Source organism: Microcoleus sp. BM001215392 (assembly GCF_036700185.1).
In the GTDB taxonomy this organism is placed as follows: domain Bacteria; phylum Cyanobacteriota; class Cyanobacteriia; order Cyanobacteriales; family Microcoleaceae; genus Microcoleus.
Map to the genome: position 1 here is coordinate 1 of NZ_JAUBOJ010000017.1, position 17,441 is coordinate 17,441.

Sequence of the window (17,441 nt, forward strand, 5' to 3'; positions counted from 1 at the left end):
ACTAATAACTAATAACTAATGACTAATGACTAATGACTAATGACTAATGACTAATGACCATCAATATATTCCTTTAAAATACTCCGAATTTGTTTGAGCTGAAATCCCTTAGCAAGTTGGCGCAGCCGATAGACAAACGGTACTAATTTTTGCTCAAAATTTTCGAGCTTAGCACTTTCCTCAAAAATTTCTTCAATGTCGCCCATAGCTGCGAGTTTCAAAAGTTTAGCTATCGAGTCAGCGGCGGCAGGTAACAGAGAAGAATAAGCAGGAAGATTAGATGCTGGTGACAAACTCTGAGTTGTCCGCTTTTTGCTATCGGAAGATTCCTCGTAAATCCATTCTAGTCCCAGATGCACGCGCAACTGTTCCAAAAAGTGATTTGCTTCGATCGGCTTGGGAACAAAATCATTGCACCCTGCCAGGATGCTCTCTTGCTGCGTAGCCTCAAAAACGCTAGCTGACAGAGCGATTAACACGACATCTTTTAATGCCGACAACTTCCGCAATCTCCTTGCAGTTTCTAAGCCATCCATTACAGGCATCCGCAAGTCCATTAAAATTACATCCGGTAGAAATTCTACTGCTTTGCAGAGGCATTCTTGACCGTTTTGAGCTTCAGCAATTTCAAATCCCAAACGTCCCAGCAGCCTGCACAACAAATCGCGATTTAGTGGATTGTCGTCTACGATTAGCACTTTCCGCTTGTTGCCCAAAAAACCGACAATCCAGCGTTTGTCCCGCAAAGCAGAAACCTCTAAGTACCGTTTTGCTGCGGGCAATTCTAAATCCACCCAGAAAGTGCTGCCTTTGCCCAAAGTGCTGTTAACGCGAATTTCGCTGCCCATCAGCTTGGCTAATTTTTGACTAATTGAGAGTCCCAGACCAGTCCCTTCAACAAATGTATTTCCTCCGACTTGATGGAAGGGCAAAAATATTTCTTCTAACTTTTTTTTATCTATCCCTATGCCACTATCCTCGACTTGAAAGCGGATTTTTAAAGTGTTTTTTGCCGTCAGCGTATTATGAGCAAATCGCAGATAATTATCTTTCATTTCAGAACTTAAAATTGAGAATTCATAATGTTCTCCTTGGCATCGACTCCAAGCCTCTGTGCCGACATAGCCGACTTTGAAACTGACTCCGCCGCTGTTAGTAAATTTAACGGCATTGCTGAGTAAATTTATCAAAATTTGGCGCAATCTTTTTTGATCTACACGGACGCAGCTAGGCAGGGGAGATACTTCTTCGTAATTAAAAGAAATTCCTTTTTGATCTGCCCGCATCTGAAAGAGATTGGCAATGTTTTTCGTAAAATTTAGAAAATTTAACTCTTGCGGGTAGAGTTCCATTTTTCTAGCTTCGATTTTGGAAAGGTCTAAAACATCGTCGATTAACATCAGCAGGTGTTCGCCGCACTGTTGAATGTTGCTGAGACTTTCTTGGTGTTCAGAGTTTAAGTCTTTGTCGATTTTAATGATTTGAGCGTAACCTAAAACGCCGTTTAAAGGTGTGCGCAGTTCGTGGCTCATGTTGGCGAGAAATTCGCTTTTGGCGCGGTTGGCGGTTTCTGCTGCTAATGCGGCTAATTGTAGGGCGGCTTCTGCTTGTTTGCGATCGGCAATTTCGGTTTGTGCTTGTTGAAACAACGTCGATTGCTGGATCGCGATCGCCAATTGGACGCACAATTGACGGAGGGATTCAATTTCTGAGGAATCCCAGGAACGGGGGCCGCTGCAATCGTGGGCGATTAGCAGTCCCCAGAGCTGATTTTCTACGGTGGGTTGGGAATGGGAAATGCTTTCTCGTGCTTTGAGAATCGGCACTACTAAGTTAGCTTTAACTTCAAATTGTTCGAGAAAATTAATGTGGCATTCGCTGAGTCCTTCAGCATAAATATCTTCTATAGCTCGAATACATCCTTGCTGGTAAATGTCCACAAATTCATCTCTAAAACAAGGATCGAAATTGTTAAAATTTCCCAGGGAAGTTCGATTTTTGGCGACGGATTCCACAACTACAAGGCCGCTCCAGTCGGGATTGAAGCGGTAAATAACTGTACGGTCTGTTTGCAAAAATTGCCGCACTTGTTCGACAGCAGCGGTGAGCACTTCTTCTAAATTGAGGGAGGAGCGAACGCGATCGAGCATGGCAACTACCAGGCGTTCTCGCCTTAATTGTTGCAGCAGCGCCATCTCGGCTTGTTTGCGATCGGTGATGTCGGTAATTACTCCTACTAACCCGATTAAATTGCCACTTTCATCTTTAATGCAGTCGGCACGAAATAAAGTTGTTACCAGTTCGTTGCTTTGAGTTTTGATTTTAAGTTCGCCTTGCCAAGATTTGCCTTTACGGATCGTTTTAAACATTTCTAACAGCACTTGAGTTTGCGGGTAAATCGCCGCTGCTCCGCCCGCTGTATTCAGTTCTTCTGCTGTGTAGCCGTACCGCTGAACAAACGCCTGATTGTGGTAGATCGATCGCCCTGTCAAGTCAGCAATGCCGATCGCGTCGCTGGTGCTTTCTACGGCTTGAGTCACCCGCAGTAAATCTAATTCTGCTTGTTTGCGATCGCTAATATCAGTAATACTGCCGATATAGCCTTTAATTTCCTGATTTTCTCCGATTTCGGCGACCGCCTGGCCGATGACCCAAATTACACGACTGTCTGGACGCAGAAAGCGGTATTCTGATTTAAAAGGAATTCGGTCAATAATTGCTCGATACCATTCATTTTTCACCCGCTCCGCATCATCGGGATGGATGGCATTCATCCAGCCTGTTTCCACTGCCAATTCTGAATTTAATCCGGTGATTTCGCTCCACCGCTGATTGACATAAAGACAATTACCAAACGCATCGCTGTGAAATATGCAAACCGGCGATGCTTCTGCCAAAATTTGATAGCGTCGCTGACTCAATTGCAGTGCAGATTCTGCTTGTTTTCTTTTGGTGATATCGCGGACTATCGAAATAATCTCACCGCCTGCAAGCATGGTCAGCGATAATTCTTGAGGGAACACAGTACCGTCGCGGCGCAGGCCAGTTGCTTCTATATTGCAGTACCCTTTTTCCTGGAGTAGCGGCATTACTTGTTGTTCAAAATATTGAATTTCTGCATCGCGATACAGCATTTTCCATTTGTTCCCATGCAGTTCGCTAGCGCTAGCAAAGCCATACATTTTCAGATAAGCCTCGTTTGAATAAATACATTCTTTAGCATCGTTAAAAATAGCTATGCCGTCATAAGCAGCGCCCATAGCGACTGCTTGCCGCTGAAGTTCCGACTCAGCTTGTTTGCGAGAAGTAATATCGCGTGCAACCGCGTAAATTAAACCTTCTTCGCTAAAGGGCGATGCCGTCCACAGCAACCATTTGTAAGAACCGTCTTTGCAGGTATAGCGATTTTCAAAGCAGAGGCTGGACGTACCCGTTATTAGTTTTCCAATTTCGGCTGCGGTGGCTTCTCGATCGTCTGGATGAACAAATTCGATTACAGGCCTTGCGAGCAGTTCGGCGCTGCTGTAGCCCAGGGCCGTTGACCAAGCAGGGTTTAATCGTTTAAAATAGCCGTCGAAACCAGCAATGCAAAGCAAGTCTAAGGAAATCGTAAAAAAGCGATCGCGCTCTGTTTGTGCCTGCTTCAACTCAGTGATATCCATCACTAAACCGTCCCAGATAATATCGCGTTCGCTCCCAGATTTACTCGGATGATTCAGCGTTTCCGGTCTCGACGAGCCTTGCAACCACTTAACTTTTCCCGATCGCAAAATCTGCCGCCACTGCTGCTGCCAAGGTTCCAGAGTAGTAGCAGAAAGTGCGATCGACGCTTCAAAATCTAAGCGATCGTCTGCATGAATTCCGGCGAAAAGCAGTTCCGCATTTTGCTCTATTGCTTCTGGCTCTAATTCGTAGAGTTGGCGGCTGCCAGAAGAGACGTAGGGGAAAGATATTTCTCCAGTTGCCGACCTTCGGAATTGATAAATTATTCCCGGCAAGTTGGCTACCAATTTTTGAAAGCGAGCTTCGCTTTGTTCCAGCGCTGTTTGCTGCCGTCTGTATTCGGTAATATCTCTAATTGTCCCTACTATTACTTTACTGCCATCCGCTCTTTGAAATCCGCTTTTCTTGGTAGAAATGATGTGTTCTTTGCCTGCCTGGTTTGTAAAAGTATCTTCAGTTTCTAAACATATCTCTTTTCTCAAGATTTCTTCATCTTTGACCCAAAAAACAGCAGCTTCTGATTGGGAAAAAAAGTCATAATCAGATTTGCCGATTAGTTCTGCTCGCGACTGACCGAGGAACTGACAAAAAGCATCATTTAATATCATCCAGCGGTGCCGATCGTCTTTAACAAAAATCGGGTCTGGAATCGCATTTATGGTGTGGTTTAAAAATTCTTCTGAGGCTTTGAGCTGCGCTTCATAGCGGTAGCGATCGCTCACATCTAACACTACTTCAATTATCCGGTCTATCGACCCATCCAGACCGCGGATACACCGCAGCGAAACTCGCGTGTAAACTATTTCGCCGTCTTTTTTGAACCACCTTTTATCTGATATGTAACCGTCAGTCTTACCTGATAAAATCTCAGACAATTTTGAAAGATTAGTATCAAAATCCTCTGGATAAGTCAACTCCAGCCAATGCTTTTGCACGAGTTCGTCGCGCTCGTAACCGAGCAAATCGCATAGCGCATCGTTAACTTCTATCCAATTGCAGTTTTCAGGAATGCCGGGGTCAATAATTGGAGCGACGATGGCAATTCCGATCAGGGAATTTTCGACTACCGAGCGATATTTTTCTTCGCTTTTGCGTAAAGCATCTTGACTGTTCTGGCGTTCTATGGCGTAACGGAGCGATCGAATTAACAGTTCGCCGTCGATTTTTCTTTTAACTAAATAATCCTGTACGCCCACCGAAATCAACCGCAGGGCAAGCTCTTGATCGTTTTGGGCGGTCAAAACTACGATCGGCACATTTACCGCGTACTCTTGCACCCGAGCCACCGTCTCGATTCCCAGACTATCTGGCAGTGAAAGGTCTAATAAAATTATGTCAAAAGTTTCTAGATTCAATCGCTGCTGCGCTTCGCTGAGCCGCTCTACCTTCGTCACTAATATACGTTGTTCACCCCTAATTCCTGACAACAAATCTTCGATCAGCTCAGCTTCTTGAGGGTTGTCTTCTACTAACAAAACTTTAAAGCAGGTAGGAGGCAAAGCTAAGTTAAAAACTGCTTTCATAATAGTTATTAATCAATTTTTTCTGAAGCTAACTAGAATTTTATCTGAAATTTCAGAGGCAATTATTGAATTGCACAGACACATACGTCGGCGGTGAGACTGGGGTGCGAGCGAACGCTACAAAAGCTTTGTTTAAGAGTTATGATTATATCACAAACCGACTTTGCTGTCAACGTAAAACCTTTTTGGTTCTAACTGGCAATTTATACAAGTTTCAAAAAAGAATGCAAGAAAACACAAGCTCTCAACCCCAAGCGCTATCAGTCAGTATATTTTAGATTAAAAAATTGAAGAATCCGAGATTTACAGCAGAGATGAATTTCGGGGTTTGAACAGGATTATAAAATTGGGACGGGTTGCGCCTGCTGTCGGAAAGCAAGCATCCGTTGTTGGGCGAGTAATGCCCAACTCTTGAATTATTTAATTTAAAATTGCCAAGCCAATAGAAAATGGTATTAACTTCTACCTTGTAATTTCCCGATTATAGCTTGATGTATATAATTTTCTTCAGCCTACCCTGCCTTCAGCTTTCTATAGCGGTTCTCTCAAATATCGGGTATTCACCAATTAATTAAGAATTACAAAATCCTGCAATCCCCGAATCCCCAAATCCCCAAATTGCCCAATCCTCGAATCCTCAAATTCTCAAATTCTCAAATCTCAAATCTAAAAATCTCAAATCTCAACTTGTATCTCATCTATCTGAGTAAAGCTATAAGTGCCTGCATGATGTATCAATCAAGACAGAGTAAAATGAAAAGTTGAACCTTGACCAGGTTCCGATACGACCCAAATACTTCCACCGTGACGTTCCACAATCTTTTGACAAATTGCTAAACCAATGCCTGTCCCAGAATATTCTCTTTGAGTGTGCAAGCGCTGGAAAATTTGAAATATGCGTTCTTGATGCTGCAAAGCAATGCCAATGCCATTGTCAGACACAGAAAACAACCAGTTTTCTTCCTGTTTGCAAGCGATAATATGCACCGCAGGCGGTGCATCTTGGCGATATTTAATCGCATTACCGAGTAAATTTTGAAAGAGCTGTACGAGCTGAGAAATATCTCCCATTACCGGTGGTAGTTCGCCGTAGGTAACAACCGCTTGAGTGTCGCGGATTGCCCCTTGCAGGTTAGCAATTGCTTGCTGGACTGCGTGATTGCAATTTGTCAGTTGAAAAGGTTGCCGGCTGCGGCCAAGTCGCGAATATTCGAGCAAATCGTCAATTAAAGTTTGCATTCTGGTGCAGCCCTGAACGATATTGTGAATAAACTTAATAGCTTGGCTGTCCAGTTGGTCTTTGTAGCGTTTTTCTAAAAGTTGAGCGTAACTAGCAATGGTTGCTAAAGGCGCTTGCAAGTCGTGAGAAGCCACATAAGCAAATTGTTCTAATTCTGCATTGGAACGCGCCAATTCTTGGTTAGATTTTAAGAGAGCAGATTCGGCGCGCTGGCGATTCGATATCTCTTGTTGGAGGAGCAAATTTTGTTCTTGCAGGGCTTTTTCAACGGCGAGGCGGTTGCTAATTTCTTGTTGCAAAATTTGGTTTTTTTCATAAAGAGTTTTTTCAACAATCAAGCGGCTGGTAATTTCTTCTTGAAGCAGCACATTTTGTTCTTTTAGCTGCTTTTGTAACTTCTGGAGGGTGAGGTGACTTTCGATGCGGGCGAGAACTTCTTCAAACTGAAAGGGCTTGCTGATGTAGTCAACTGCTCCCACAGCAAAGGCATTTACTTTGTCAAATACTTCATCTTTAGCGCTGATAAAAATTACCGGAATTTCGCGAGTTTTAGGTTCCGATTTCAGGTGCTGGCAGACTTCGTAGCCGTTCATTTCCGGCATCATTATATCGAGCAATATCAAATCCGGCGGATTAGAATTGCAGGCTCTCAGAGCCATTTGCCCGTTAATCACGCAGCGGGGCGCGTACCCCCGATGAGTCAACATCGTAGATAGCAGGCGCAGGTTTTCTGGAGTATCATCTACTACTAAAATGTTTCCTAATGGCGTTTCTTCTGCTTGATTTTTCATTGATTATTTTCCTGTTTTAAGAACAGTTATAGTAAGTATTGCAAATGATGCAAGTAGATGCGATCTATGGAAAAATGAATTTGCGGAGATTTTCAGTAAGTAATTGATAACTTATGGACTGTTTTTTGAAGTTGCTATATTGTGCGCTAATCCCCGAAAATATTATTACAAAAAGTTGGGCGAATAAAAAATTTTAGGTAAAAACCTGTTCGCCCGCCGTTTTTTGGGGAATTGCTGTTATCTTTTATTAGCAAATCTTTAAACCTGCAACAGGAGAGTCAGAGCATTATTGTGCCAAGTCAAGCCTTTATCTAAAACCTTAAATCCAGCTACTTTGCACATAGATTCTAAAGCAGAAGCTGTAGGCAGCCACCACCACGGCCCAAAGTCGTTGATATCAAAAACTGCTTTCTGAAATAGTCCAAAAATTGGTGTGCCGTGGGTGTATTGCTGCCAGTAAGCTGTTAAGATAGCTCGTTCTGCTTCGCCCAAAGCGGGAATAAAGATTACCCCAGAAGCTGGAATTTGATAACGTCCCCGCTCGTTTTCTATAAGTTCTTGGGTAATAGCTGAAGTTAAGATTAAATACTCCCCAGTGATTTGACGCAAGCTAGTTAAAATTTGCAAAGGGTGGGGGTGATGGTACAAAACTCCTGCACAGTGGATGACACCGTAAGGCTCGCCAATTTCGGAAAGCTGAATCTGAGTTATATCGCGACTGATACAATTATAATTAGCAATATTTAAACTTGCCATGCGATCGCGAAAATCTTGCCAAAATTCTGCGGCGGCGGGTGTAACATCAATCATTGTTAGAGAAACGGCACCGTATTTGCTGGCTACAGATACTTTTTCGTTGACAGTTCCCCACAATCCGCCGACTTCTGCAAAGGTACGATTTTTAACGACTCGAGCAAGGTAGCGATCGCGAATATCCTCAGCCTCCAACTCTAATAATATACTGCGATCGCCCGATGAGTGCTTTTTCTCGACAATATCCGCTAATTTCCCGGATATTGCTGCATCTTCTGGCCGAATTTCTAAAGCCATCAAGTACAAAACAGTGGCTGCATCGAGCCGATCGTCCTCGGCAAACTTTTGACCGATTTCGCAGTAAAATTCAGGAGCGTGCAGCGGCTGCAATGCGTGGTGATAGTAGCTGGTGGCGGCGTCTAAACCTGCCGGAACTCTTTTGATCAGAGCATCGCTTAACTTGGTGTAAATGTTGGGCAGATCCGGCTGGATTTGTAACGCGCAAAGGTAAGCAGAAACAGCCTCGTTCCAGTCGTGCATCTGCGTCAAAGCATCGCCTAAATTGTAATAAGACCAACCCAGATTGGGGTTGAGTTCAATAGCACGGTGATAAGCGGTAGCTGCTGCTTTCCACTGCTGGGTTTTTAACAGCGTTTCTCCTAAATTGTGGTAAGTCCAAGAAAAATCAGGATTGAGTTCGATCGCCCGCTGGTAGGCGAAGGTTGCTGCCAACCAATTCTCGATTTTAACTAAAGTTAAAGCTAAATTATAGTGAGACCAAAAAAAATCGGAATTAATTGCGATCGCTCGCTGGTAAGCTGTGGCAGCTTCCGAAAATTTTTCTAGTTGAAAAAGCGCGTCTCCCAACTTATGAAAAGAGCCCGAAGAATTGGGATCTAAGTCAACGGCCCGCTGGTATGCTGCCGCAGCTTTCGACCATTGTTTTAGTTGACTGCAAGCTTCGCCGATGCTGTAGTAAGACCAAGAAAACTCAGGGTTAATTTCAACAGCAGTGCGGTAGACAATCACAGCTTCTTGCCATTGCTCTAACTTTAGCAGCACTGCGCCTAAATTTGAATAAGACCAAAAAGAATTTGGATTTAACTCAATACTTTCGCGGTAAGCTAACTCGGCTTCGTGCCAGAGTTCCTTTGCTTGCAAAACATTGCCTAATTTGTAATAAAACTCGGAGATATCCGGTTGAAGTTTAATAGCTTTGCGGTAGTTAATAATAGCTTCATCCCACTGTTTTAGCTCGCTAGATGCGGCAGCTACTTGGCAATAAGCTTCGCAAAAACTGGGATTTAAATAAATTGTGCGGTGGTAACAAACCAGGGCTTTTTCTGGCTTGTTTTGTGCCAACAATTTATTGCCAAAATCGAGATATTCTTCCGCTATTTCGCTCGGTTCCACCATCAGTGCTTGATACCAGCAATCTGTCGCTTCCTCGGCTTGACCGACTTCGGTAAATATGCGGCTCAAATTGCGGTAAAATCCTGCAAAGTCTGGTTGTAGGGAGATAGCTTTTTGGTAACAGGCGATCGCCTCTTGCCATTGTTGCAAACTAGCGCAGAGCGTGCCTAAGTTAGCGTAAGCTTCAGCAAAATCTGGTTTCTGGGCGATCGCAACTTTATACCAATAGCGCGCGTCTTCTAGCTTACCCTGAGCTTGCAGAGCCTTTCCCAAAGTTTTGCAAGTCTCGGCAGAATCCGGGTGGGATGCCAAAAAATCGCTACCTAGGGCGATCGCCTCATCCAATTTTCCTGTTGCCAAATAAATTTCTGCTTGTTGCTGTAAATCAACGGCTGCTGTTTCTGAATTCACTTTTGGCGTTCCTGTTTAGTAATAATTTTCAGTGTAACTTGAGAACAAAATTTGCCCGATCTCAGCATGGCCCTGAGACATCTCCCTAGCTGTAAATACCCGATCGCCTGCACTAGATTTGCGCGATCGGACTTTAAGTTAATTTAACATAATTTAAGCAAAAACCTATTTCGATTAAACTAAGATAGCAACCAGTTAAGTAAATCGACTTAATAAAATGCAAAATGCGGCTCGCACTCAAGCTTGCTGTGTATATCTTCTTCCTTCCTCTTCCCTCTTCCTTTTACTTAACAGCGAGGTAAATAATGTTAGCAGCCACTCACACACCGCAAGTCAGCGTAATTATACCAGCATACAACGGATCTCGCTACATTGTACAAGCCGTAGAAAGCGCTCTAGGGCAAACCTTTAGAGATTCGGAAATTATCGTAGTAGACGACGGTTCGACGGATCGGACACATCAAGTATTGCAGCCTTATCTTCACAAAATTCGCTACATATATCAAGAAAATCGAGGAGTCGCTGCCGCGCGCAACCGAGGAATTGAGGAAGCAAAAGGCGAATTCATTGCTTTTTTAGATCAAGACGACTTCTTTTTTCCAGATAAACTAGCAGCACAAATAGCGCTATTTCGCCAGCAACCATCCCTAGGAATTGTCAACAGCGGCTGGCGCATAGTCAACCAGCAAGGCGAGATAATTTCCAATATAAAACCTTGGGAATATTTCCCCAAATTAGACTTAGAAACTTGGATAGTACAAATGCCCGTACTTCCCAGCGCCATGATGTTTTCGCGCCAGTGGATAGAAATTGCAGGCGGATTTAATTCAGAGTTTGATTCAGTAGATGATTCAGATTTAATGTTACGTTTGGCAGTATTGGGTTGCGAAGCAGCTTGGCTGCGTCAAATCACAGTATCCTACCGCCAGCACGACCAAAATGTATCCATAAAAAAAGCCCTGAAACAAGCAAATCTTTTTATAACCTTAAAACAGCAATTTTTTGCTAAACCAGATTTGCCGCAGCACATCCGCGAATTAGAAAATCGAGCTTTCTACGAAGCATTGACTTGGATGGCGTGGCAATTGTATTATAGTAGCTATCCAGTAGAGGCGGTTGAATTCTATCAAAAATCTCTCTATTACAGTCCTTATTCTGCCATAAAAACAGTCACCGATTGGCTCAAACGTCTGACTGCTATTGCTCAAACTTACGGAGTCACAATCGACTTTGAATCATTACGAAACTTATCACAATGGAAAAAAATAATGACTAGCATACTTCCTTCAAAAACACCGCGAGTCAGCGTCATTATCCCCGCGTACAACTGCGAGCGTTACATTAGCACAGCCGTGGATAGCGTTGTCAATCAAACTTACCAAAACTGGGAAATTATTGTCGTAGACGACGGGTCAACAGACAATACAAAGCGAGTTTTAGAGCCTTACCGCGATGTAATTCAGTACGTCTATCAAGAAAATCAAGGAGCAGCAATAGCTCGAAATCGCGCTTGCGAACTGGCTAAAGGGGAATTTTTAGCTTTTCTAGATGCCGACGACTTTTTCCTGCCCGAAAAACTCGCCAAACAAATTGCTTGTTTTGAAGCTAATCCCTCTTTAGGAATGGTACAAAACGGCTGGTTGATGGTGGATGAAACAGGAAAAGATATCTGTGCATCGCTGCCTTGGGAAGCCGCGCCCAAGTTAGATTTAGAAACCTTCGTAGTATACAAAAATGTGCGTCCCAGCGCGATGATGCTGCGGCGCGAGTGGTGGGAACGTGTTGGCGGTTTTGACCCCCGCTTTCCGCCAACCGAAGATTTAGATTTTGCTTTGCGTTTAGCTTTAAAAGGCTGCCAATGTACTTGGTTGAAAGAGATTTTAACCTGCTACCGCCAACACGATCGAAATCTGATGTCTGGCGGAGCGAAAGTGATGACAAGTATGGAAATCGTGATGGAGAATTTCTTCGCCCGACACGATTTACCCGATCGCATACGGCGACTAAAAAAGGCTGAACGCTACAAATGTTTAGTGTGGATAGCGTGGCGGATGTACCGCGACGGATATTTAGCAGAAATGGTCGAGTGCTTGCAAAAATCTCTGTACTATACGCCTTTTACTGGCACAGAAACAGTGTTTAAATGGTTAGAAAACTTTAGAGTTGCTTCGGAAGAATACGGCAGCAACTTTGATGTTTATGCCTTAACAAATTTAAAAGAATGGCAAGACATGGTGGTAGAAGCTGCCAACAATACCTATCAATTTAAATCAGCGCCTAGTTCAATTAGCCGTAAGCTTGCAGGACACGTACTCCTGTACGCAGAAGACCACGGAATCGGTGGTTTGGCTCAGTTCAACCACTCGCTGCTGTGCAAATTAGCAGCCGACGGCTACCGAGTTACTAGCGTGCAAAGTAGAACTTCTAATCCTTTAATTGCTGAACAGCAGCAGCTAGGTATAGAGCATATTTGGCTGGAGTTCGATACAATGAAAGAGTTTTTGCGAATAGCCTATAATTGTACGGATGCTCAAACAATTTACGCGCAAGCTAAACCTGATTTAATTATATTTAGCGATGGCTGGCCGCTGGCAAATTTTGCAGCAAAACAAGTTGCTATCAAACAAAACATACCTTATGTTATTACTCTCGGTTATATCGATCGCACTTATCAAACTTTCAACCGCGGCGATCAGATTCCCTACTTCGATGCAGTGTCCTACCAGTACGATTTAGCTAAGGCCGCAATCGCTGTTTCCCACGAGAACTTAAACTTGTTCAAGACTTTGTTTAAAACACCACTGGAACGGGGAAAAGTCATTTATTACGGCAGGCCAGACAGTTATTTTGAGCCGCCCAATCTCTCAAACCGCCAGCGGCTGCGGCAAGAACAAGGCATCCCCGAAGAAGCTGTGGTTTGTTTCACGGCGGCGAGACTGACTCCAATTAAAGGATATCAGTATCAATTGCAGGCGATCGCCCAACTGAAAAATAGTTCCATTTGGCCGCAGCTATACTTCGTTTGGGCCGGCCCGGGTGCTACCACTCACGATAATATGGAACCGGAATTGAGAACAACCGTGAGTCAATTGGGAGTCACCGAACAAGTTAAATTCTTGGGCCAGCGGTGGGATATTGCCGATTGGTTGGACGCCAGCGACATCTTTATTTTATGTTCCGAAGCAGAAGGAATGCCGCTAGCAATAATGGAAGCAATGGCGAAAGAATTGCCCGTAATTGCTACAGCAGTCAGCGGCATTCCCGAGGAGTTGGGAGACACAGGAAAGTTAATCGCAGATCCAAAAATAAACCCTCAACAAACAGCACGGGAGTTAGCAGAAACTGTAGAAATGTGGGTGAAAAATCCAGAATTGAGGAGGCTTTCAGGACAAGCTTGCAAACAGCGGGCGGCAGAAATGTTCAAGGAAGAACGGATGCTTGTGGAATATGCAGAAGTCATCGCACAAGTGTTATCTGCTACCAGCAATCGAGAGCAATTTGCCATCGCCCCAAAAGTCAAAAAACAGATCGATCGAGTTGACAGTATGCTCTACTACTACTATCTAGTATGGCAGGCATGGCAAGCGTTCGATCGCGGAGATGAATCTGGAATGGTGGATAAGTTGCAGTTATCTTGGAAATGCACGCCGCTGTTTACAACGGAAACTATTTTGAGCTGGATCACAAATTTTGTGATGCTATCTTCAGAAAAGGGCGTTAAACTTGATACTTACTCGCTAACTCATTCAAAAGCGTGGCAAGAATTGATAGAATCAATCCAGGGTTTGGAAGTTGCCTTTTCGGGTCGTTAAAATCGGTACAATTCCATTTCTGAACAACTGGTTTTAGTCAAAAATTTAGTTTTTACGAGCTCAAGTAAGGTGCGCATTGCGCACCCTACAAACCAGCAGTTTGCGAGCGATTCCTATTTCTCAATTAGCCCGAAAATACAATATGCAATTCACCTTCAATTTCAAACATATTAATAAGTTACTGCCAATTTGCTTAGCTGTGCTAACTGTGCTGTTAATTGCCTATTTTGGGCAGCAAAGAGCGATCGCCCAAATGCGATCGAACGTCACAGTCGATTTTGGACAGCCAGCCACCGCTATCACATCCATGAGCGGCATCTTGCACGGAATTGACCCCAGCAAGCCCCCAGATAGCTCGATCAAACCCTTGCAGCCCAAGTTGTGGCGCGCCGGAAGACTCGATATTTACGATCGAGTAATCGCCAGCGGAGCCGAATTTCAACTATTAGTTAGCGACTTGTGGGGCTACGGGAGTAACCCCAAAGGCTGGCCCTACCAAAATTACCCCGCGTGGGAAGCATTTATTCGACAATTAGCCCAGCAAAATAAAGGCAAAAAAATTATTTGGGATATCTGGAACGAACCAGATTTAGCAAATCCATTTTGGAAGGGAAGCAGAGAACAATTCTTTGAAACTTACAAAAGGGCTTACAAAATATTGCGGCAAGAATTGGGCCCATCAGCGATGATTGGCGGGCCGAGCATCAGCACTTACAACAAAGAATATCTGGCCGCTTTTTTGGATTACTGCAAAGCGAACAAACTGGAAGTAAATTTCCTAGCTTGGCACGAGCTCAACGACACAATAATTTTATTTGTTGATGACCACGTAATCGATGCTAAACGCAATTTTCAACAAAGTCCTTTTTACAAGGAACTGAAATTGCAAAAGATTTATGTCAACGAAATTGTCGGAGAATTAGCTCAGTATCAGCCGGGAGAAATTTTAGGTTATTTGTATAACTTAGAGTATGCAAAAGCTGACGGTGCTTGCAGAGCTTGTTGGGATACAACAGTAGGTAAAAAAGTTAGTAATTGCTTCAACAATACGCTGACTGGAATGGTTACGCCTAATACTTTTGAGCCGAGGGCTGCTTGGTGGACTTACAAAACTTATGCTGACGGAGTGAATTCGCGGGTGCTGAGTCGATCGGATAACGATCGCCTTGCAGCCTTAGCCAGCAAGTCAAATCCTGAAGGTAAAGCACAGGTGCTACTGGGTTATTTCGATCGCAATTATTCGTCAGCAACCAGCGTTACTTTAAATCTGGTAAATTTGCAGCAGCTAGGCATTCAAAGCGGTCAAAAAGTTAGTCTCAAATTAGAGAAGATTCCTAACAATCTCGAAGGCGCTGTAAAAAAGCTGGTTGCGGTTAAGGAAGAAAGTGTTTCGGTTGCTGGCAATAACTTGACTTATGTTGTTCCTAACGTCAATGTACATGAAGGTTATTTGTTGACTATTAGCAAGTAAAAGTAAAAGTCGGCGGTTGGAAACCGATCCTACACAAACTTTCGTCCGCCGGACGCCGACGAAGAAATATGGGATTTGAGAGAAATGTGCGATCTAATTTGAAATCCGAGGCGGTTATAAACCCGGCGGTTGGAAACCGATCCTACACAAACTTTCGTCCGCGCAACGCGAGACTAAAGAGTAGGCAGTATCTACAAAAAAATCAGGCTTAAATACTCGTCTATCTCGCTTGTCCGCGGAGGCGGACATTGTTTGTGTAGTAGCGGTTTCCAACCGCCGAATCATCTGCGATCGGTCAAAGATTGTTGCACGGATTCTAGCCATTCTCTGACGGTTTTATTTTCCGATTGTGGGTCATAGTAACAGCCTAATTCATCAAGGATGAATGTTTCTAAATCTAATTCGGAAATCGGCATTTCTAGCAATTTGCTAAGTTCTTGCGATGCAGCTTCAACACTTGCGGGCGGTTCGCTGTTGCAGTAGTTGTTGACTATATCGCTGGGAGTGTCAGCTTCTAGCGGCCAATCTTGGTGAAAGTAGCAGCTAAAAAATTGGGTTAAATGAGGAAATTGATTAATCATTCAGGATAAGCGGTGAGAATAAAGTATCCGGGAGGTAATTTGGTGCTGCGCTGGAGGACAATTTTAAGGCGAGATCCTGAAGTTGCTTTGGATGCGCGACGGCGCAGAGTAATGCCAATTATTCTGTTAGCATTGTAGTCGATCGCATAACGATTGCCTCTTTTTTTCACCCAGGAGTCGATCGGACTTTCATTTTTGTACATAGCTTCCGCAATCGCCGCTTCAGCAACAAAACGGTCGCTAAAGGAAGATGCAGCAGAAATTCTCTTGTCATTTGCGAGTCGCTGTGCTAATTCTGCTTCGGTTTTGCCAACGTGTCTCTCTAAAGTGTGTCCTCCTGCGGCTTCGTGAAAGTCCAATCCGCCGCCCGGTATGCTAGGCACAAAGGCTGTGGTGTTTTGTGTTATGGTTGAGATATCCCTGGCAACAACCGCCGCGCCAACACCTGGTATTGCCGATTGGAATAAGACAATCATTGAGGCGATCGCGCACAGGATAGCTAAAAACTTTTTTAGGCGATCGAGTTTAATTTTCATTGCTATTTCGGATCTTCAGTATAGTTGTCTACTGTTTTTATTTGCTTCCTACTTTAGCATTAGTTAGTTACAAATTGCGCGCAGCATTTAATTGCACGGTGCACAGCCTGCACGCTATTTTTATTTATAATATATTTTTTTGTGATTTACAAAGCTTCACTAAATATGAAAATTTGTTAATAATTCTTTGAGAAAATCACAGATGATTGATGATAGATTAATTGATAAGTTTTCCAAAGGTGAAAAAATGCAAGTAGTCATCCTGGCTGGCGGTCTTGGTACTCGTCTCAGAGAAGAAACAGAATTTCGCCCCAAGCCTTTAGTTGATGTCGGCGGGCGCCCGATTATTTGGCACATCATGAAAACCTATGCCCACTACGGCTTCCAAAACTTCATTGTGTGCTTGGGCTATCGCGGGAACATGATTAAAGAATATTTCCTGAATTATGAAGCCATGAACAATGACTTTACGATCTGTCTGGGACGGAAAAATAGCATCACCTATCAGCAGGAACATCGCGAACAAGATTTTCATGTAACGCTGGCTGACACTGGCGCAGAAAGCTTGACGGGAGGGCGGGTAAAACGAATCGAAAAATATATCGATAACGAGAATTTTATGGTGACATACGGCGATGGAGTTGCTGATGTCGATATTCAGAAATTGCTGGAGTTTCACAAGTCTCACGGTAAGCTAGCAACTGTTACGACATTTCGCCCGATTTCGCGTTTTGGAATTTTGGATGTAGATAGTGAAGGTCAAGTACGAGAATTTGCAGAAAAACCTCAAATAGACGGCTGGATTAGTGTTGGATATATTATATTTAACCGCCGGATATTTGAGTATTTGGGTGGGGATGATTGTGTTTTAGAACAGGAGCCTATGCAGCGTTTGGCGGCAGATGGACAGTTGATGGCTTACCGCCATGAAGGCTTCTTTTTTGCGATGGATACTTATCGGGAATACAAGTATTTAAACGAGCTTTGGGATGAAGGCAAGGCTCCTTGGAAAGTTTGGGAATAAGATTAAGATAGCGGTTGAAACCAGGAAGACGGCGGTTGAAATCAGGAAAACGGCGGTTTCAACCGCCGAGTCTGAAGATTCAACCCACGGAGGTGGGTTTTGTTTGTGTAGACGCGGTTTCAACCGCCGAGTCTGAAGATTCAACCCACGGAGGTGGGTTTTG

General features: G+C 43.7%; 8 protein-coding genes. 3 read left to right on the forward strand and 5 right to left on the reverse strand.

From position 1 onward, the window contains the following. Positions 1 to 50 precede the first annotated feature (50 nt). The 3 genes from QT974_RS03690 to QT974_RS03700 form a co-directional block, all read right to left on the reverse strand. On the reverse strand, positions 51 to 5,246 hold the full coding sequence (locus tag QT974_RS03690) for a PAS domain S-box protein (protein WP_333467171.1): 5,196 nt from the start codon (positions 5,244 to 5,246) through the stop codon (positions 51 to 53). Between the two features lie 738 nt (positions 5,247 to 5,984). Further along, complete coding sequence (locus QT974_RS03695) at positions 5,985 to 7,277, reverse strand: ATP-binding protein (RefSeq protein ID WP_333467172.1); 1,293 nt, start codon at positions 7,275 to 7,277, stop codon at positions 5,985 to 5,987. Between the two features lie 258 nt (positions 7,278 to 7,535). Further along, positions 7,536 to 9,854, reverse strand: coding sequence for a tetratricopeptide repeat protein (locus QT974_RS03700; protein ID WP_333467173.1), 2,319 nt, complete (start codon positions 9,852 to 9,854; stop codon positions 7,536 to 7,538). Between the two features lie 305 nt (positions 9,855 to 10,159). On the opposite strand from QT974_RS03700, the gene QT974_RS03705 reads away from it, so the two are divergent. Both QT974_RS03705 and QT974_RS03710 read left to right on the forward strand, forming a co-directional pair. Then, a complete protein-coding gene (locus QT974_RS03705; RefSeq protein WP_333467174.1) occupies positions 10,160 to 13,666 on the forward strand; it encodes a glycosyltransferase in 3,507 nt (1,168 codons plus the stop codon). Positions 13,667 to 13,808: 142 nt separating this feature from the next. After that, positions 13,809 to 15,137 (forward strand): GH39 family glycosyl hydrolase, encoded by a 1,329-nt coding sequence (locus tag QT974_RS03710; protein WP_333467175.1) that lies wholly within the window; start codon positions 13,809 to 13,811, stop codon positions 15,135 to 15,137. 281 nt (positions 15,138 to 15,418) lie between these two features. Here QT974_RS03710 and QT974_RS03715 read toward each other — a convergent pair whose 3' ends face one another. Further along, positions 15,419 to 15,718, reverse strand: coding sequence for a contact-dependent growth inhibition system immunity protein (locus tag QT974_RS03715; RefSeq protein ID WP_333467176.1), 300 nt, complete (start codon positions 15,716 to 15,718; stop codon positions 15,419 to 15,421). Next, on the reverse strand, positions 15,715 to 16,254 hold the full coding sequence (locus QT974_RS03720) for an RNase A-like domain-containing protein (protein WP_333467177.1): 540 nt from the start codon (positions 16,252 to 16,254) through the stop codon (positions 15,715 to 15,717). Before QT974_RS03720 ends, QT974_RS03715 begins: the two co-directional genes overlap by 4 nt. 247 nt (positions 16,255 to 16,501) lie before the next feature. Between QT974_RS03720 and rfbF the strand changes: the two genes are divergently transcribed. Beyond that, a complete protein-coding gene (rfbF, locus tag QT974_RS03725) occupies positions 16,502 to 17,278 on the forward strand; it encodes a glucose-1-phosphate cytidylyltransferase (protein ID WP_333467198.1) in 777 nt (258 codons plus the stop codon). Positions 17,279 to 17,441: the final 163 nt, after the last annotated feature.